At 71.5% G+C, this 16,158-nt stretch carries 20 protein-coding genes; 8 read left to right on the top strand and 12 right to left on the bottom strand.

The window, feature by feature from the left end:
* Window positions 1-60: 60 nt before the first annotated feature.
* The 4 genes from ACEZDE_RS02385 to ACEZDE_RS02370 all read right to left on the bottom strand — a co-directional run bounded on the left by ACEZDE_RS02385 (window position 61) and on the right by ACEZDE_RS02370 (window position 3,097).
* Window positions 61-945, bottom strand: a complete 885-nt coding sequence (locus ACEZDE_RS02385) for an ABC transporter permease (protein ID WP_380531341.1) — start codon at window positions 943-945, stop codon at window positions 61-63.
* 56 nt (window positions 946-1,001) lie between these two features.
* The gene (locus ACEZDE_RS02380) at window positions 1,002-1,823 is read right to left on the bottom strand and encodes an ABC transporter ATP-binding protein (RefSeq protein ID WP_380532306.1); all 822 of its coding nucleotides are present in this window, start codon (window positions 1,821-1,823) and stop codon (window positions 1,002-1,004) included.
* Between the two features lie 196 nt (window positions 1,824-2,019).
* A complete protein-coding gene (locus tag ACEZDE_RS02375) occupies window positions 2,020-2,469 on the bottom strand; it encodes a hypothetical protein (protein WP_380531338.1) in 450 nt (149 codons plus the stop codon).
* Window positions 2,470-2,743: 274 nt separating this feature from the next.
* Window positions 2,744-3,097, bottom strand: coding sequence for a VOC family protein (locus tag ACEZDE_RS02370; protein ID WP_380531335.1), 354 nt, complete (start codon window positions 3,095-3,097; stop codon window positions 2,744-2,746).
* 226 nt (window positions 3,098-3,323) lie between these two features.
* Between ACEZDE_RS02370 and ACEZDE_RS02365 the strand changes: the two genes are divergently transcribed.
* Window positions 3,324-3,590: a WhiB family transcriptional regulator gene (locus tag ACEZDE_RS02365; protein ID WP_380531333.1), complete on the top strand. Its 267-nt coding sequence runs from the start codon at window positions 3,324-3,326 to the stop codon at window positions 3,588-3,590.
* 138 nt (window positions 3,591-3,728) lie between these two features.
* Here ACEZDE_RS02365 and ACEZDE_RS02360 read toward each other — a convergent pair whose 3' ends face one another.
* Window positions 3,729-5,180 (bottom strand): glucose-6-phosphate dehydrogenase, encoded by a 1,452-nt coding sequence (locus ACEZDE_RS02360; protein ID WP_380531330.1) that lies wholly within the window; start codon window positions 5,178-5,180, stop codon window positions 3,729-3,731.
* Between the two features lie 191 nt (window positions 5,181-5,371).
* On the opposite strand from ACEZDE_RS02360, the gene ACEZDE_RS02355 reads away from it, so the two are divergent.
* Window positions 5,372-5,749 carry a hypothetical protein gene (locus ACEZDE_RS02355; RefSeq protein ID WP_380531327.1) on the top strand — a complete coding sequence of 126 codons (378 nt, stop codon included), beginning with the start codon at window positions 5,372-5,374 and terminating at the stop codon, window positions 5,747-5,749.
* Between the two features lie 33 nt (window positions 5,750-5,782).
* Here the strand turns inward: ACEZDE_RS02355 and ACEZDE_RS02350 are convergent, their stop codons facing one another.
* From ACEZDE_RS02350 to ACEZDE_RS02330, 5 genes are all read right to left on the bottom strand, one after another.
* Window positions 5,783-6,787: an anti-sigma factor RsbA family regulatory protein gene (locus ACEZDE_RS02350; protein ID WP_380531326.1), complete on the bottom strand. Its 1,005-nt coding sequence runs from the start codon at window positions 6,785-6,787 to the stop codon at window positions 5,783-5,785.
* Complete coding sequence (locus ACEZDE_RS02345; protein ID WP_380531323.1) at window positions 6,784-7,677, bottom strand: MEDS domain-containing protein; 894 nt, start codon at window positions 7,675-7,677, stop codon at window positions 6,784-6,786. The genes ACEZDE_RS02350 and ACEZDE_RS02345 overlap by 4 nt, the downstream gene beginning before the upstream one ends.
* A 77-nt stretch (window positions 7,678-7,754) precedes the next feature.
* Window positions 7,755-8,099: a hypothetical protein gene (locus ACEZDE_RS02340; RefSeq protein WP_380531321.1), complete on the bottom strand. Its 345-nt coding sequence runs from the start codon at window positions 8,097-8,099 to the stop codon at window positions 7,755-7,757.
* A gap of 102 nt (window positions 8,100-8,201) precedes the next feature.
* On the bottom strand, window positions 8,202-8,393 hold the full coding sequence (locus ACEZDE_RS02335; RefSeq protein WP_380531319.1) for a hypothetical protein: 192 nt from the start codon (window positions 8,391-8,393) through the stop codon (window positions 8,202-8,204).
* 199 nt (window positions 8,394-8,592) lie between these two features.
* Window positions 8,593-9,006, bottom strand: a complete 414-nt coding sequence (locus ACEZDE_RS02330; protein ID WP_380531317.1) for an ATP-binding protein — start codon at window positions 9,004-9,006, stop codon at window positions 8,593-8,595.
* A gap of 140 nt (window positions 9,007-9,146) precedes the next feature.
* Here ACEZDE_RS02330 and ACEZDE_RS02325 point away from each other — a divergent pair, with 140 nt between their 5' ends.
* Window positions 9,147-9,998 (top strand): response regulator, encoded by an 852-nt coding sequence (locus tag ACEZDE_RS02325; protein ID WP_380531314.1) that lies wholly within the window; start codon window positions 9,147-9,149, stop codon window positions 9,996-9,998.
* Window positions 9,999-10,024: 26 nt separating this feature from the next.
* Here ACEZDE_RS02325 and ACEZDE_RS02320 read toward each other — a convergent pair whose 3' ends face one another.
* Window positions 10,025-10,963, bottom strand: coding sequence for an RNA polymerase sigma factor SigF (locus ACEZDE_RS02320; protein WP_380531311.1), 939 nt, complete (start codon window positions 10,961-10,963; stop codon window positions 10,025-10,027).
* Window positions 10,964-11,222: 259 nt separating this feature from the next.
* Between ACEZDE_RS02320 and ACEZDE_RS02315 the strand changes: the two genes are divergently transcribed.
* Complete coding sequence (locus ACEZDE_RS02315; protein WP_380531308.1) at window positions 11,223-11,384, top strand: YqaE/Pmp3 family membrane protein; 162 nt, start codon at window positions 11,223-11,225, stop codon at window positions 11,382-11,384.
* Window positions 11,385-11,464: 80 nt separating this feature from the next.
* Here ACEZDE_RS02315 and ACEZDE_RS02310 read toward each other — a convergent pair whose 3' ends face one another.
* A complete protein-coding gene (locus tag ACEZDE_RS02310) occupies window positions 11,465-12,529 on the bottom strand; it encodes an alkaline phosphatase family protein (RefSeq protein ID WP_380531305.1) in 1,065 nt (354 codons plus the stop codon).
* A gap of 463 nt (window positions 12,530-12,992) precedes the next feature.
* Here ACEZDE_RS02310 and ACEZDE_RS02305 point away from each other — a divergent pair, with 463 nt between their 5' ends.
* The 4 genes from ACEZDE_RS02305 to ACEZDE_RS02290 are packed head-to-tail and all read left to right on the top strand — an operon-like array spanning window position 12,993 to window position 16,107.
* Window positions 12,993-13,190 carry a hypothetical protein gene (locus ACEZDE_RS02305; protein ID WP_380531303.1) on the top strand — a complete coding sequence of 66 codons (198 nt, stop codon included), beginning with the start codon at window positions 12,993-12,995 and terminating at the stop codon, window positions 13,188-13,190.
* A 51-nt stretch (window positions 13,191-13,241) separates the two neighbouring features.
* Complete coding sequence (locus tag ACEZDE_RS02300; RefSeq protein WP_380531300.1) at window positions 13,242-14,054, top strand: hypothetical protein; 813 nt, start codon at window positions 13,242-13,244, stop codon at window positions 14,052-14,054.
* Window positions 14,051-14,971, top strand: coding sequence for a DUF6895 family protein (locus ACEZDE_RS02295; RefSeq protein WP_380531297.1), 921 nt, complete (start codon window positions 14,051-14,053; stop codon window positions 14,969-14,971). Before ACEZDE_RS02300 ends, ACEZDE_RS02295 begins: the two co-directional genes overlap by 4 nt.
* Complete coding sequence (locus ACEZDE_RS02290) at window positions 14,968-16,107, top strand: serine hydrolase domain-containing protein (RefSeq protein ID WP_380531294.1); 1,140 nt, start codon at window positions 14,968-14,970, stop codon at window positions 16,105-16,107. The genes ACEZDE_RS02295 and ACEZDE_RS02290 overlap by 4 nt, the downstream gene beginning before the upstream one ends.
* The last annotated feature ends 51 nt before the right edge of the window (window positions 16,108-16,158 follow it).

The following is a 16,158-nucleotide window of genomic DNA, read 5'->3' as shown; positions in this document are numbered from 1 at the left end:
CTTTGTACGGTGCGGGGTTGTGTCAGGTGAGGGTGTTCGGGGCGACGACCGGGGGCTCGTTCAGAGCCCGGCGACCTCGGTCGAGGCCGGGGGACGCCAACTGAGCAGCTTCTTCTCCAGCAGGCTGATGCCGCTCTCCGCGGTGAGCGCGATGACGGCGATGATCACCATCGCGGCGAACACCCCGTTGGGGTTGAAGTGGTTCTGGGCGTCCGAGATGACCAGGCCCAGGCCCTGCTGGGCGCCGAGGAACTCCCCGACGATCGCGCCGATGACGGCGAAGCCGAAGGCGACGTGGAGACTCGCGGTGATCCAGGTGAGCGCCGAGGGCAGCACCACATGACGGGTGATCTGCAGCCGCGAGGCGCCGAGGACCCGGGCGTTGTTGACGAAGACCTGGTCGACCTCGCGGACGCCCTGGAAGGCGTTGAAGAACACGACGAAGAAGACCAGCACGGAGGCGAGCAGCACCTTCGCCGGGGTGCCCAGGCCGAGCCAGACGAAGAAGATCGAGCCGAGCACGATGCGCGGGACGGCGTTCACGATCTTGATGTACGGGCCGATCACATCGGCCAGGAAGCGGACCTGGCCGAGCAGCACACCCAGCACGACGCCGCCGACCACGCCGTAGACGAAGCCCAGCAGGGCCTCCTCCATGGTGACGCCAATCTGGGTCCAGATCGAGCCGAACGTGGTGCCGTGCTGGAACCAGTCGCCCAACTGCTGCACGATGCCGGACGGTTGGCCGAAGAAGAACGGGTCGATGACCCCCCACTGGGCGAACAGCTGCCAGCCGCCGATCACGATGACGCCGAGCAGCGCCCGGCTCACGTTGACCTTGATCCTGCGGGTGCGGGCCTGGCGCAGCGCCCTGGCCTTGACGGTGGCCTCGTCGGCTGCGATCTCGGACCGCAGGGTGGAGCGGACCTGGTCGGGTGTCTGCATCTCCCGCTCCCCGGGCTCGGATGTGGGTGTGGTCGCGGATGCGGCTGCGGTGTTCATCAGCGCTCGCCCTCCGCTCCGGCAGTGGCCAGGGCGGCCGAGGTGCCGCCGGTCAGCGCGTAGGCGCGCTGCACCTCGTCCTTGAGCGACTCCCAGATCTGGTGGTGGAGTTCGAGGAAGCGCGGCTCGAAGCGGATCTCCTGCACCGCGCCGCGCGGACGCGGCAGGTCGATGTCGTAGACGCCCTTGATCGACCCGGGCCCCGAGGTCATCACCACCACGCGGTCGGAGAGCGCGACGGCCTCCTCCAGGTCGTGGGTGATGAAGAGGACCGAGGGCTTGAGCTCCTCCCAGAGGCCGAGCAGCTCGTTCGACATGATCGCCTTGGTCTGCACGTCCAGTGCCCCGAACGGCTCGTCCATCAGCAGGATCGAAGGCTCGTTGATCAGCGCGGCGGCCATGGCGACGCGCTTGCGCATCCCCCCGGAGAGCTGGTGCGGGTGGTGCTCCTCGAAGCCGCGCAGCCCCACCCGGCCGAGCCAGTCCCGGGCCATGGCCTGGGCCTGCTTCTTGCCGACGCCGCGGAAGACCGGGCCGAGCGCCACATTGGCGAGCACCGACTTCCAGGGCAGCAGGGCGTCCTGCTGGAACATGAAGCTGACGCCGTCGGTGATCCCGTCGACCTCCTTGCCGCCCACCCGGACGCTGCCCGCGCTGGGCCGGTCGAGGCCGGCCACCATGCCCAGGGTGGTCGACTTGCCGCAGCCGGTGGGTCCCACCACCGCGCAGAACTGCCCCGGCTCGACCGTGAAGTCCACATCGCGGAGCGCGGTGAAGACCTTTCCGGCCGGGGAGGTGAAGCGCCTTGTCACACCTGACAGTTCAATTCTCTGTGCGCCCGTCACATCCGTTTCCTTTCGTCCTCGCCGTTGAGGACTCTGAAGCTAGAGCGACGCGCAGATGACATCCATGTTTCGTGCTTAGCTCGCGATTAAGCTCTTAACCTGCGGTTTTGTGCATTCTGCTCACGCCCTCAGTGCGCGGGTCGGGGTTGCCGGTTGGGGCCAGGGCCCGGGGTCAGTGCCGGGGATGGCGGAAGGCGAGGGCGGTCAGGGTGAACACGATGCCGCCGACGACGAAGACCAGGTCGGTGGCATCGCCCGCGACCGTTGCCCAGGTCGACGGGTGGGCCATGCCCGTGGTCTGTGCCGTGGACAGCCCGGTCAACCCGTCCGGGAGGACACCGGTGGCCCTGACCACATCGTCCACCACGCCCGAGGCGCCCCGCAGGACCAGGAGCACGGCCCCGGCCCAGGTCGCGGACAGCAGCAGCCACCGCGGCACCCGGCGCCTCCACGACCGGATCACCAGCGCGAGCGCCAGCAGCACGCCGACGGCCACCATCAGGTAGAGCGCGGCGGACAGGACGTAGAAGATCACCCGTCCGCTACCCGGGTGCGTGGCCGCGGTCGGGACCTCCAGCCCGGTCAGCGCCCACATGACGTGCCAAGCCAGAAAGACGATCACCCAGACGAACACCGCACGTGGGGCCCATGCATCGGCGGGTAGTGGGTCCTCACTCACCCCGCCCCCAGTCGGCGGTGCCGCGCGGCGGCGGCCCGCACCATCGGTCGTGGAGGCGGGGGACGACGGCTTCATACCAACCACCATGTCCCGGGAGGCCCCTGCGGCGGATCCCGCCAGCGGTCGAGACGCCTCCTACGGGGCAACCCCGCCATGCTCCTCCCCAGGGAGGACCCGGCTCTGCTCCCGCCGGAAGCGCGGCCGGGTCGGAGAGTCGCTAGCTGGGCTGCCAGAGCTCGATGCGGTTGCCCTCGGGATCGGTGACCCAGCCGAAGCGGCCGACGCCTTCCATGTCCTGGGTCTCCTCGGCCACGGCCGCGCCCTTGGCGCGCAGTTGGGCGAGCATCGCGTCCAGGTCGCGGACGCGGAAGTTGAGCATGGTCTGCTGGGCGCGGGAACCGAAGTAGTCGGTCTCGGACTCGAAGGTCGCGAAGACGGTCAGCCCGGCCTCCGGGCGCCACAGGCCGTTCTCGTCGGCGTCCAGGCCCAGGCAGTCGCGATACCAGGCGCCCAGGGACGCCGGATCGGCGGCCCGCATGAAGTAGCCGCCCACTCCCAGCACACGTTCCATGCCGCGATCCTGCCAGAGCCGTGCCCGCCCGCCGCGCACCGCGCGGTCTCGGCGAGCCGCGCGGTCGCGCAGCAGTCCAAACGCCGCGGACCCCATGCCCGGTGACTGCGTGAACCCGGCGCGGACCCGGCGGGATTTGGTCGGGCCGCCCCCGTTTCCCCGGCTCGAAGACGGACAGGCGCTACCACTTGAAGCCCGTCCGAGCACTTCCCGAAGGAGCCGTGTGATGAACTGGCGTGATCGCGCAGCCTGTCGTGCCGAGGACCCGGAGCTGTTTTTTCCGGTGGGGACCAACGGCAGCGCCCTGTTGCAGGTGGAGCAGGCCAAGGCGGTCTGCCGCCGCTGCCCGGTCCTGGACGCGTGCCTGGGGTGGGCCATGGAGATCAACCAGGAGTCCGGCGTCTGCGGCGGCCTGACCGAGGACGAGCGGCGCGCCGCACGGCGCAGGCGGGCGCGGACGGCACGGGTCGGTCGCAGCAGCGGCGGCCGGTGAGCGAGGACGCCGTAGACGGCGCGGCGGAGTGGGGGAGCGGCGGAGTAGGCGGAGTGGGGGAGGCGGCGGTCGCCGCCGCACCCGCTCACCCGCTCACCCGCTTAGGCGTCGCCGTCCCACCGCTCACCGCTCACCTGCTCACGCGCCGCCGCCTCCGCCGTGCGCCGTGTCGCCGTCGCTGCTGCGGCCGTCGTCGCCACTGTCGTCCTGGTTGTGCCAGGTCTGACCGGTCGGCAGCAGGGCGTCCGCGTCGGCGGGGCCCCATGATCCGCGCTGGTACGGCACCACCGCCGGAGGCTTCTCGATCAGCGGCTGGAGGATGCGCCAGGTCTCCTCCACCGCGTCCTCGCGGGAGAACAGCGCGCGGTCGCCGGTCAACGCGTCGTGCAGCAGCCGTTCGTAGGGGGCGGGCGGCTTGCCGAGTTCGGCGGCGAACGGCAGTTCCAGGTGCACGTCGCGGGAACCCGTGCCGTCCGCGGCCTTGGACAGCAGCCGCAGCCGCATCGCCGGGTCGGGGTCGATGGTCAGGATCAGCTGGTTGGCCGCCGCGTGCGCGGGGACGTCCAGCGGTGCGCGCGTCTCGGGGTGCCGGTAGACCAGCCGGACCTCGGTGACCGTCGTCGCCAGCGCCTTGCCGGCCCGGATCAGGATCGGGACGCCCTGCCAGCGCTCGTTGCGGATCTCCAGCCGCAGTGCCACATAGGTCTCCGTGCCGGACCCGTCGCCGACCCCGGGCACCTGCTGGTAACCCTCGTACTGGGCTCGGACGGCGTGGGCCGGGTCGGCGTCGGCGACCGCGCGCAGGACCTCGACCTTCGCGTCCCACAGGGCATCGGCATCAGCTCCGCGCGGCGCCTCCATCGTCACCAGGGCCAGCACCTGGAGGAGGTGGTTCTGCACCACGTCCCGCAGCGCTCCCACGGCGTCGTAGAAGGACCCGCGGTCCTCGACGCCGAAGTCCTCGGCCAGGGTGATCTGCACGCTCTCGATGTGCTCACGGCTCCAGACCGGCGCCAGCAGCGTGTTGGCGAACCGCAGATAGGCCAGGTCCAGCACCGGCTGCTTGCCGAGGAAGTGGTCTATCCGCAGGATCTGCTGCTCCCGCAGCAGGCTGTGCAGCCGCCGGTCGAGCTCCCGGGCCGAGGCGGCGTCGTGGCCGAACGGCTTCTCGACCAGCACCCGGGCGTCCCGGGTCAGCCCGGCGTCCGCCAGGTGGCCGACGACGTCGGCGAACAGGGACGGCGGGATCTCCAGGTAGAACAGCGGACGCCCGGCGTCCCGGAGCCGCTCGGCGAGGCTCTGGTAGAGCGCGGGGTCGGCGAAGTCGCCGTGCAGGTAGTCCAGCCGGGCCGCCAGTCGCTCCAGCGCCTCCGCGTCCACCTGCTGCTCGACCGCGTGGACGGCCTCGCGCAGGGTGCGGCGCAGGTCCTCCGCCGACCGGTCCTCCCGGGCGACCCCGATGATCGGGCAGTCCAGGCGGTTCGCGGCCTCCAACCGGTACAACGAGGGGAGGGTCATCTTGTGGGCGAGATCCCCGGTGATGCCGAACACCACCAGGACGTCGCTCTGCTGTTCAGCTGCGTCGGTCATTGTCGCCTGCCCTTCGCCACAGGTCGCCGGTACGCCGTCGCAGCGACGTCTGCCCGTTCCGGACGGCATCCACGCCCGATCTTTCGGTTCGTCAGGAGGCTTGAGCCGTACGTGGTGTGGCAGAAGGTACAGCGCGGCCTGCCAGTTCGGTCGGCCGACACGCACCGCTTCCCCTCATCGGAGGAGTACCCATGGGAAAGATCTTCGGTAGAGAGCCCGCGCTGTGGCTCGGCCTGGTCGCCATCGTCGTCAAGGTCGTCTCGGCGTTCTGGCTGCACGTCTCCACCAACCAGCAGTCCGTGATCAACGCCGCCGCGGCGGCGGCCGTGGGCCTGCTGGTCGCGGTCAGCACGCACGACGGAGTGTCCGCGGCGATCCTCGGGTTTGTTCAGGCCACGGTGGCGCTCGCGGTCGGCTTCGGGCTGCACTGGGCGCCGGAGCAGCAGGCGATGGTGATGTCCCTGGCCACGACCCTGATAGCGATGTTCACCCGGACCCAGGTCACCGCGAAGGTGTCCGCTGCCCAGGCCGCGAAGCCGCCGACCCGCCCCCGGCCGCGAGCAGCCTGAACCCGAAGCTGGGCACTGGCGGCTGACGCTGCGTCAACCCGCCTTTGGCGGAAGCGTGGTGTAGAGCCGCACGGTCGTCCCGGTGTCCGGTGTCGATCGGATCCGGACCAGGTCGCACAACTGCTGGACCAGCCACATGCCGTGGCCGCCGACCTGGTCCGGATGCGGGCGCACGCGTCCGATCAGGGGGTTGTCGATGTATCCGGCGTCGTGGAACTCGCAGACCAGGTCGGTCTCCTCGGTCCAGACCCGCAGCGTGCCGTGGCCGCCGCCGTGGTTGATGCTGTTGGTCGCCACCTCGGTGGCCGCGATCAGCAGTTCGCGCAGCCGCGTGCCGTCCAGGCCGTGCGCGGTGGCGCAGTCGGCGACCTTCTCCCGCACCGCGCCCAGCTGCCCGGGGCCGTAGGCGAACGCGTGGTGCGGGTCGCACGGGGGGCCGAGCTCGTCGAAGTCGTAGGGGGAGTCCTGGTAGGTCGGGCTCGGTCCGTGTCCGCCGTCGGTGAATTGCAGCGGATGGCAGCGGCCGAGCGCCTCCAGCACCGTGCCGCTGGCCGCGTCGGTGTCGTACGGACAGAGCAGCCACCAGGCCGGGGACTTGACGAAGGCCAGGTTCAACAGCCACTCGTGGTAGCGCAGTTCGGCCGCCTCCACCTGCGAGCGGCCGGTCCAGCGGGACTCGCCGATGCCGCGGACCGGGCGCCCGGCGTCGGTGCATTCGGCGATCCAGGACTGCCAGGCCGGGATCAGCCGCGCCGGATTGCGTCCGAGCGCGTCCACGTCGAGGAAGGAGACGTCCTTTCCGTGGCCGTTCAACTGCTCCCTGAGCAGGTGCTGCTTCGCCTCGGCGACGGCGACCAGGACGATCTCGCCGCCGGTCAGCGCGTCGTCGATGAAGGAGAGCGTGCCGGCCAGGAACTGGGCCTCACCCTGGTACGCGTAGAGCTCGTGCCGGAAGCCGGAGCCGGGGCCGCCCGCGTCGGGGGGCGTCGGCCCGGTCGTCGTCCCGCCGTCGCTCACCCTGTTCGCCGGACTGTTCATCGGACCAGCTCCACGGCGCTCTGCGAGAGGTGGAAGCCCAGCAGCTCCCAGCAGCGGCGCACGGTGTCATTGGCCTGCTCGACCAGGATCCTGCGGTCCGGGAGCAGCCGAGCCGCGGCGGCGAGGGTGCGCATCCCGGCGGTGTCCATCAGTTCGAGGTGTTCGCAGCTCAGCCGCAGGGGTCGGCCGTCGACCAGCGGGGCGGACGACAGGAGTTCGCTCACCGCGGTGTGGAAGGCACCGGCTCCTTCGGAGTCCACCACGCCGCTGACGCTCCAGCGGTCCGGGCCCGCGTTGAACAGCCGGAACCCGGGCGGGGGCGGCACGACGGGGACGGCCCCGGCGGCCGACCCGTCCACTGCGTCGACTCCGTCCGCACGGCTCGCCCGGCCCAGGTGGTGCGGGTGGACCCCGGTGGCCTGTGCCAGAGCGGCCGGAGAGAAGCCGTCCCTGGGGTAGGCGCAGACCACGATGGCGCCGCTGTCGGCGACCAGCGCGTCCAGGCCCAGCTCATGCCGGGCGACCTGCTCCGGGCTGGCCCCAGCGGGCCAGAGCCGGTCCATCTGGGCCAGGACGCGGAGCGTCCGGAAGCCCTCGCGGCAGGCGGCGTCGGCCTCGCGGCGCACCGCGCCGAGAACGGCGGGCCCGTCCCAGGCCGTGCCACGGGAACGCTCGGCCAGCGGGTCCACCAGCAGGCCCCGGGCCACCCCGTCGACGGACCAGCGGGAGTCGGGGGAGCCGACGACCATGACCTTGTCCCCGAACAGGACGCCGTCGGCGGCGAAGGCACGCGCGGCGGGGGTGAGGTCCTCACCCGGCTCGACCAGCCAGCAGACATGGTCCCCGGCGAGCACCGGGTCCAGAGTCGCCACGTCGCGTGCGAGCCTCACGCAGCTCCTCCTCCATCCAGTCCAGGCCGTACCCTATACCAGGCCCCGGCACGGTCCCGGCAGCGCCGCGACGCTCGTCACGGCCGGTCGTCGGTGTGTGCGCACACCCACGACAGCGCGTCGTGGACGCCCCTCACATAGTCCCTCGGGGCTCTCCGCTGCGCCTGCTGCGCCAGTTGCACGACCGAGGCGTCGATTTCCGCGGTGAGATCGGCCAGGTCCGGTGGCCCGGTGCTGACCGCACCGGTCACCGGTGCGGCACCGGCCCGTCCGGTCGCCCAGGCGTAGCCGGCCAGGGCGCCCCTGGTCAGCGCGGTCTGCCGCCGCGGGCGTGCGGCGGCGGCTTCCAGCTCCGCCTGGGCCTGCCGCACCTCGGCCTCCGGGCGCGCCCCGATGCGGACGGTGCCGGCGTTCGTCGTCATCCCTCTGTTCGTCATACCTCTTCGGCTTTCCCGAACAGGCGTGGGGAAACAGCGACTGGTGCGGCGCGGTGCGTGCGCACCGTCCGGTGCGGTGCGGGACGGTCAGGCGCCGGAGGTGAAGCGGAGCTGACGGAGCAGCACTTGGCGGGCGACTTCGCACATCCGCAGGCCGTAGGCGAGCGCGTGACCGTGCATCAGCTCGTAGGCGCGCTCCGTCCGGACCCGGGCCTGGAGGGTGACCAGTCCGGCGGCCTGGTGGACGACGGGGAGCTCGCGCTGGTTGAGATCCTTCACATACCTACCATCGGTATGGTTCAGGCCGCTGGTCAAGAGTGCGGTTCGCTGGGCTCGCCCCGGTGGCATGGTCGAACACGTGTGCAAGGCGGCTTCGGGGGCAGACGCCCGGAGAGCCCGCCCCGCCGATCCAGAGGAGCACACCGTTACCCCGACTCGGAATCCTGCCCCGGCACAGTTCCGCATGGCGCCTACACGCTCATGTGAGGGGAAGCAGCGCCCGGATCGTCTTGCCGCCGTCCGGGCACAGGTGGACGTCGAGGTGCCGGGTCAGCCGCCGCAGCAGGTTCCAGCCGAATCCGCCGCCTCCGCTGCGCAGATCGGCCGTGCGTTGGACCGGGACCGCGGCGACGGTGTCGGTGAGCGCCACCGTCAGGGTGCCCGCTCCGTCGACGGCGAGCTCCAGGGTGCAGGGCCCCGGCGCGTGGCGGACCGCGTTGGCGACGAGTTCGCTGACCACCAGCAGGGCGTCGTCGCGGGTCTCGGCCGAAGGGGAGACCGGAGTGGTGGCGAGAAACGCTCGGGTGTGGTCGCGGGCGCGGCTGACGGTTCCGCTGGAACCGTCGAGGAACCATGCGTGTGCGGCGGTTGATTCCTCGGGCCTGGCTTCCATGTTCGGTACCCCGTGACTGTTGAGGAGAAGCTGTACTCCTGTAGCGCCTACCCCCGATGCGGGTTCCCATCGTCGCGTTCGTCCCCGTATCCGCGACAACCCTCATTGTCGCGGGGGCGCCCGGTGCGTAGGGTGGGAGCATGGCCGACAGTTCTCAGCCACCGATACCGGACAGACCGTCAGCAGCCGCGGACGAGGCCCTCGCCGCGGCCGTGGACCAGCTGCGACGGAACGGTGGCGGCCCATCCGGCGGCGCGTCCCCGGAACCGGCGTCCTCGCCGGAACCGGCGCACGCGGCCCGGGACGACGCGCTCGGCAGGCTCGCTGCTCTGGCCCGGCTGCAGGTCGCGCTGGAACTGCAGGTCCGTCAGGCGGCGGCGGGCGCCGCGGCGGCGGGGGCGAACTACTCCCAGCTCGGCGCGGCCTGGAACATCAGCCGTCAGGGGGCCCGCCAGCGCTGGCCGGGCCTCGTCTTCACCCGCCCGCAGTCCGAACCCGAGCTCGAACCCGAGCTCGAACCCGAGTCCGACCTGACCGAAGGAAGTCCCCGCGTGAACGCCACTGCCCCGCCCACCTCCTACACCGTGCTGCTGGTCGAGGACGACGACGCGGACGCGATGCTGATCGAGGAGGCCCTGGTGGACCGTGGCCTGGCCCGCAGCGTCCGCCGGGCCGCCGACGGCATCGCCGCCCTGGACTACCTGCGCGACGCCGACAACCCGCGGCCCGACCTGATCGTGCTGGACCTGAACATGCCGCGGATGAACGGCCGGGAGCTGCTGACCGTCCTGAAGAACGATCAGGACCTGTCCACCGTCCCGGTCGTGGTCCTCACCACCTCCGCCGCGCCGGACGACGTCAACGGCGCGTACCAGGGGCACGCCAACGCCTACGTCACCAAGCCCGTCAACCTGGACGACTTCATCCACGCCGTGCAGAGCATCGACGCCTTCTTCCTGGACACCGCGACCGGGCCGGTCGCCGACGCCTGAAGCCCGCGGCCCGTCCTCCGCGCTGCTCAGTCCTCCGTCAGGAGCTGGCTGCGCAGGGTGCCCAGCGCGCGGGAGAGCAGCCGGGAGACGTGCATCTGGGAGACGCCGAGGGCCTCGCCGATCTGGGACTGCGTCATCTCCGCGCCGAAGCGCATCGAGATGATCTGCCGGTCGCGTTCGCCGAGCCCCGCCAGCAGCGGCTTGAGGGAGATCAGGTTCTCGACGCTGGCCATCCCGGGATCGTCCTCGCCCAGGCGTGCAACGAAGGTGGCCCCCTCCTCGTCGCTGTCCGAGCCAGGGGAGCCGGCGTCGATCGAGGAGACCGAGTAGCCGTTGGCCGCGACCATGCCTTCGCGGACCTCGGCCTCGCTCAGTTCCAGGTGGGCGGCGAGTTCGGTGACGGTGGGGGCGCGGCCCAGCCGGTAGGTCAGCGCGTCGGTGGCCTTGGCCAGCACCAGGCGCAGTTCCTGCAGCCGGCGCGGGACGTGCACGGCCCAGCTGGTGTCGCGGAAGAACCGCTTGATCTCGCCGATGATGGTGGGCATCGCGAAGGTCGGGAACTCGTTCTCCTGCTCCAGGTCGAACCGGTTGATCGCCTTGATCAGGCCGATCGTGCCGACCTGGACGATGTCCTCCATCGGCTCACTGCGGGTGCGGAACCGCTGCGCGGCGAACCGCACCAGCGCCATGTTCAGCTCGACCAGGGTGTTCCGCACGTACTGGTACTCGTGCGTCCCCTCCTCCAGCTCGGCCATCCGGGCGAACAACACCTTCGACATCGCCCGCGCGTCGCTCGGCGACACCCGCCGCAACTCCGCCGGGTCCCAGCTGAGCCAGGAGCTGACCTGCTCCTGCACCGCGTCCGGTGCTGCTCCTACCGCTGCTGCTGCTTCCTGCGGGTACGCCGTGACCTGGTCGAGCGCTGCCGCAGCGGTGCGGGTCCGCGCTTGAGTGACAGTGTCCACGGGTTTCCTCCGAAGGCAGGACCTTCCGGTACGGGGGGACCCCGTGCCGGACCGCGAAGGCGTTCGCGTGGGCATCGTGTACCCGGCGAATCCCGCCTCATGCCAGGGAATCCCGGAGAATTTCACGGCCCGCCCCGGAGGGTTTCCCCGCCCGCGGCCTGACATGGGCGGCCCGGGGCTGGGCAGCGGAGTGACTGGGGGCCACCAGCCTTCCCGCGTCTGCGGCGCGGCCGGTTCACTCGTCGTGCAAGGAGCTGACATGGTCAAGGTTCTTCTGGTGCTGCTCTGCTTCGTCTTCCCGTTCCTGGCCGTGCTGCTCAAGGACGGGCCCAGCCTGAAGGTGCTGTGGGCCTTCCTGCTGCAACTGCTCGGCCACATCCCCGGTGTGATCTACGGCATCTACCAGGTCGTCAAGGACTGAACGGCCGCCGCGGGGTGCCTCCGTGTGCGGGCGGGGCGACGATCCCGCCCCGCCCGCGCGTCACACCTCTGGCGGCGCCGTCAGTTGACGGTCAGTGTGAGCGGACCCGCCAGTGCGGCGTAGCCGTCGTTGGCGAGGTACCAGACCGCGTAGTTCCCGGCGCCCTTGAGGCTGCTGGTCTGGAAGGTGAGCGAGCCGCTGGTGCCGGGGGCGTACTGCCAGGTGGTCGAGGCCTGGGAGCCGGGGGTGACCCCGGCCGGGTAGATCCCGATCCAGTTGGTGCTGCTCGCGGTGGCCGACCCGGTCGCGTACTGGAAGGTCACGCTCGCGCCGTTGCTGACGCTCGGGGTGGTCGTGGTCAGCGTGCTGGGCGGGGTGGCGACCGGCACGAAGGCGTCGTTGAGCGGGGTGGCGTAGGTGTCGTTGGCGGTGATGCCGGGCAGGCCGAGGGCCGCCTCGATGGTGCGTGCGGTGCTGTAGTGGTCGTAGCGGGTGCTGCTGGTGGTCCCGGCCGGCACGGTGCCCTGGGAGCCGAGCACGATGGTGGCGATGTGGTTGTCGGCCTCGCCGCTGGACTCGTCCCAGGTGACGATGAGCAGCGACTTCTGGGTGGTCCAGGCCGGTGAGGCGAGGATCGGGTTCAGGGTCTTCTGCAGCCAGCCGTCCTGGGTCTTCAGGCTGGTGGCGCTGCCGTTGCCGGAGGCCTCGCCGTCGTAGTAGTCGTCGGCCGCGATCCAGGCGAAGTTCGGGGTGGTGGCGGCGCTGGCGAGGTCGGTGGTCAGCTGGGTGGTGTCGAACAGGTGGGCCTTGCAGCGGGCGGCGTTGCCGCTGACGTCGGTGTAGTTGATGAACGGCGCGTCGTCCGGCTCGTAGTACGAGTCGTTGGCGGTGGTGAGGTTGCAGGGGGAGCCCATGCCCTGCTCGTAGGCCTTCCAGGTCTTGCCCTTGGCCTCGATGGTGTCGCCCAGGTTCTTGCCCGGGTCGCTGATGTTGGGCCAGTAGACCGCGCCGTTGGCGTAGGTGTCGCCGCCCGCGATGGCGAGGTAGTTCTCGTCGCTGGGGTGGTAGACGCCGTGGTAGTTGTTCAGGCTGGCGCCCTTGCTCATCAGGCTGTGCAGGTAGGGCGTGTCCGCGGGGTCGTTCATGATCTGGGTGCAGCGCACGTAACGTGAATCGGCGGCGCGACCGCCGCGAGCCGCCGCGCGGGGGCGCGGGCGGCCGGAGGAGCAGGAAAGGCTTCACTGCGTTCCCTTCGGTTTTGGGCATGGCAAAGCACACGGCGGAGCACGGCAGAGCGAAGCGGAGTACGGCAGAACGGCGGCTCGGCGCTCACCGGCGGGCCGCTGAGAGCGCTCTCTAGGCAGAGGTTTAGGGCAGGGCCTCGGACATGTCAAGCATCTGCGCCGGATCGAGGAGGAGCGGGAGTACGGGGCGTGCGCGGCCCGTACGCGGCCCCGTACGGATCCGGCCACAGCCGCCCGAATCGCCGTCTCCGCCGCCGCCACCTGACCGGGAGTGCCTCGCGATGCGGTCCGTTCGTACTCGTTCTAGTCTCGGTAGGTGTGGGACACCGTCGGAACCGGCGGTGAGTCTGTTGCACGAGGAGGCATGATGCTTACTCAGGAACTGCTCCACACCGGCGAAGCGACGCTGGCAACCCCGGCGGAGCGCAGCGCGATGACCGCGCTGATGGTGGAGACGGAGGCGCCGGTCAGCGACGCCCCGCTCTACGCGCCCGAGGACGTCGGCGGCGGCCTGCTGTTGCTGGGCCTGCTGCTGTCGCCGAAGCCGCCGAAGGACCGGTGACCGACAGCGTGGCGCGCACCGCGCCCGCCGGGATCGGAGCCTGATTCGCCGATGTCCGTCTACGACGCCACCCCTGAGGAAGAGATTTCCCAGGCCGCCGAGCGGATGGCCGTCCGCGCCCTCGCCGTGTTCCACACGGTCGAGGGCGCGGACGCGCCGCGGCCGGACGCGCTGGAGGACTCCAAGCCCGCCCTGGCGGCAGCCCGGGTCCTGGGCGCCGACCTCTTCGCCCCCTACCTGCTGACCCGGCGCCCCCTGCACGCCGAACTGGAGGAAGCCGTGGCCCTGGCCCAGGCGTTCCAGCTGTTCCCGGCCGCGGCCTCCGGGGTTGCTGCCGCAGGCGCTGCCGCTGTTCCCGCCGCAGGCGTGGAGGGTGCAGGTGCGGTGGAGTCGGCGGGGTCCGTGGTGGCCTGGCGCGACTGGGCGGCAGGCCACCTGCTGAGCCGGTGCGCGCCTGCCGCGTCCGCCGGGCCCCTTGCTGCCGTGTCCGCCCCGGGGCCCGCTCCGATGCCGGAGCGCTGCCCCGTCCTCGGCGACGAACTGCGCTGGCGGGAGTGGGCCGGGTGGATGGCCCAGGTCTCGCCGTTGGCGCTGCCGGGCATCGACAGCCCGGTCCACGAGGCCGCGCTGCGCAACACCCGGGCGCTGGCGCGGGGTGCCGTACGCGCCATGCTGCGCCGCGACTACCGCACCGCGGCCAGGATCGCCCGCTGGCTCGCCCTGGGCCGGTCGCTCGGAGCGGACTCGCCGCTGGACCTGGCGCCGATGCTGCGTCACCTGCGGATGTTCGGCGGTCCCAGCGCCCGCACCGCCCTGGACCTGTGCGTGGGGGAGCGGCTGGTCGAGGCGGCGGGGGAGCTGTGAGCGACGCCGTCCTGGGGACCGCCCAGCAGTTGGGCTCACGCGCCCTGTCGTGGCTGCGGGCCTCCGCGCACTTCGGCGTGCTACCCGACACCACCGTCGACTTCGCCGACCCCGACAACGCCTACAAACCTTTGGGGGAAACGGCTTTGGCCGCTTCCCTGGTACTGCGCGAGGGTGTCGGCGGTCCCGCCGAACTAAGCACCGCACGCGAACTGCTGGACCAGGCCTGGGGGCAACTGCGGCAGGGCGACTTCCTGTTCGAGCGCCAACTGCGCCATCCGATGGTCACCGACCCGGTGGAGACCTATGCCCACTTCGTCCGGGGCGGCCACCGCCATCCGGGGCTGGACCGGATCGCCGAGCACCTGGGCGGCCTGGCCTCGACCCGTGCGGTCGAGATGATGCCGAACCGCCGGCTGGGAGTGGCCAACGCCCACCGCGTCATCGGCTCCGGCGACCGCGGGGATTGGGCCGCCATGGCCGAGGACACCTGGCTCGGGGCCTCGCCCGAGCCGTGGATGATCGACTGGATGACCGGCTACAACATGACCCACACCGTCTTCCACCTGACCGACTGGGGCGCCGACCCCGACGGTCTGCCCGAGCCCCTCGCGGACTACCTGCGGATCTGGCTGCCGGTCTGGGCGGATGTGTGGCAGGAGGTCGCGCAGTGGGACCTGCTGGGCGAACTGCTGATCGTGGACGCCTGCCTGCCCGAGCCGGTCTGCGACCCCGGAAGCTGGGACCGGCTCGCCGCGGCGCAGCACCCCAGCGGCCTGCTCCCGAGGGACGCGGAGCCGGTGACCGAGGACCCCCGACAGGCCTTCAAGGACCACGAGCACACCGCGGTCGTCGCCGTCGTCGCCGGAACCCTGACCCTCTCACGCGCCCTGGGCGGCACCTGGACCGAGGCGTGACCGGCCGACCGGACGCCGCGGCGGCTCCCGCCGACGCCGACCCCTGCCTCGCGCCGCCGGTCGCACCGCTGCTCGACCCGCTGATCGCGCCGCTGCTCGATGCCGCTCCGGGGGCCACTGCTGTGGCCCTGGCCGCCGTCCGTGGCCGCGACACCCTGCTCCGCTGGACCGGAACCACCGACCGTGCCGCAGGCAGGGCCGTGGACGCGGACACCCGGTTCGAGATCGGCTCGCTCAGCAAGACCTGCACCGCGCTGCTCCTGGCCGAGGCGGTCGCCCGTGCGGAGGTCCGCTACGGCGACCCGATCGCCCGCCACCTCCCGTCCGGGACCGCTCCACGCCACCGCAGCGGCGAGCCGATCACCGTGCTGCACCTGGCCACCCACACCTCGGGGCTGCCGCGACTGCCGAGGGGCATGTTCCCCGGCGCGCTGCGCGACTGGTCCGGCAACCCCTACGGGCGCTACAGCGAGCAGCAACTCTTCGACTCCCTGGCCACCACGGCCGTCCGCGCCCGTCCGGGGACCCGGGTGTACTACTCCAACCTCGGCGTGGGACTGCTGGGGCACGTCCTGGCCGGTGCGGCCGGGACCAGCTATCCGGAACTCCTCCGGGCACGCGTCCTGGACCCGCTGGCGCTGACCCGCACCACTGGCGACGCCGGCTGTGACCAGGCCACCGGACACTGGCACGGACGGCCCCGGCCGCCGTGGTCCATTCCCGCCCTGCCCGGCGCGGGGGCGCTGCGCTCCAGCGCCCGGGACCTGCTGCGCTACCTGCAGGCCCTGATCGACCCGGCCGGTGCGGGCCCGCTCGCCGACGCACTGACCGACGTCCAGCGCCCGCGCCTGGCGCTGCCCCGCACCGGGGACAGGATCTGCCTGGTCTGGAACCTGCGCTCCTCCCCGGGCCGCGACCTGTTCTTCCATTCCGGCGGCACCCGCGGGTTCACCGCCTTCATCGGTTTCTGCCCACAGACCCGCACCGGCCTCGCCGCACTCGCCAACACCACTCCCACCGGCAACGACGCCTTCAGCCAGGCCGCCTACAGCACCCTGCGGAAGCTGCCCGGAACTCCGGGCCGAGCCGATTCCGCAGGTCCTCGTCAGGGCGGGGATTCCTTTCGCGGCGAGTGATCCGGTTGATGTCAGTGGGCGCGTTTAGGCTCGGTCGATGATGCAGTCCGG

Origin of the sequence: Streptacidiphilus cavernicola, assembly GCF_042510955.1 — a bacterium.
Classification (GTDB): Bacteria; Actinomycetota; Actinomycetes; order Streptomycetales; family Streptomycetaceae; genus Streptacidiphilus; species Streptacidiphilus cavernicola.
This window is presented reverse-complemented; position numbering and strand designations above follow the sequence as displayed.

Coding starts and splice junctions, on each gene's coding strand:
- ACEZDE_RS02385 (WP_380531341.1), bottom strand. CDS start 945: ATGCAGACACCCGACCAGGTCCGCTCCACCCTGCGGTCCGAGATCGCA.
- ACEZDE_RS02370 (WP_380531335.1), bottom strand. CDS start 3,097: ATGGAACGTGTGCTGGGAGTGGGCGGCTACTTCATGCGGGCCGCCGAT.
- ACEZDE_RS02365 (WP_380531333.1), top strand. CDS start 3,324: ATGAACTGGCGTGATCGCGCAGCCTGTCGTGCCGAGGACCCGGAGCTG.
- ACEZDE_RS02360 (WP_380531330.1), bottom strand. CDS start 5,180: ATGACCGACGCAGCTGAACAGCAGAGCGACGTCCTGGTGGTGTTCGGC.
- ACEZDE_RS02355 (WP_380531327.1), top strand. CDS start 5,372: ATGGGAAAGATCTTCGGTAGAGAGCCCGCGCTGTGGCTCGGCCTGGTC.
- ACEZDE_RS02350 (WP_380531326.1), bottom strand. CDS start 6,787: ATGAACAGTCCGGCGAACAGGGTGAGCGACGGCGGGACGACGACCGGG.
- ACEZDE_RS02340 (WP_380531321.1), bottom strand. CDS start 8,099: ATGACGACGAACGCCGGCACCGTCCGCATCGGGGCGCGCCCGGAGGCC.
- ACEZDE_RS02330 (WP_380531317.1), bottom strand. CDS start 9,006: ATGGAAGCCAGGCCCGAGGAATCAACCGCCGCACACGCATGGTTCCTC.
- ACEZDE_RS02325 (WP_380531314.1), top strand. CDS start 9,147: ATGGCCGACAGTTCTCAGCCACCGATACCGGACAGACCGTCAGCAGCC.
- ACEZDE_RS02315 (WP_380531308.1), top strand. CDS start 11,223: ATGGTCAAGGTTCTTCTGGTGCTGCTCTGCTTCGTCTTCCCGTTCCTG.
- ACEZDE_RS02310 (WP_380531305.1), bottom strand. CDS start 12,529: ATGAACGACCCCGCGGACACGCCCTACCTGCACAGCCTGATGAGCAAG.
- ACEZDE_RS02305 (WP_380531303.1), top strand. CDS start 12,993: ATGATGCTTACTCAGGAACTGCTCCACACCGGCGAAGCGACGCTGGCA.
- ACEZDE_RS02300 (WP_380531300.1), top strand. CDS start 13,242: ATGTCCGTCTACGACGCCACCCCTGAGGAAGAGATTTCCCAGGCCGCC.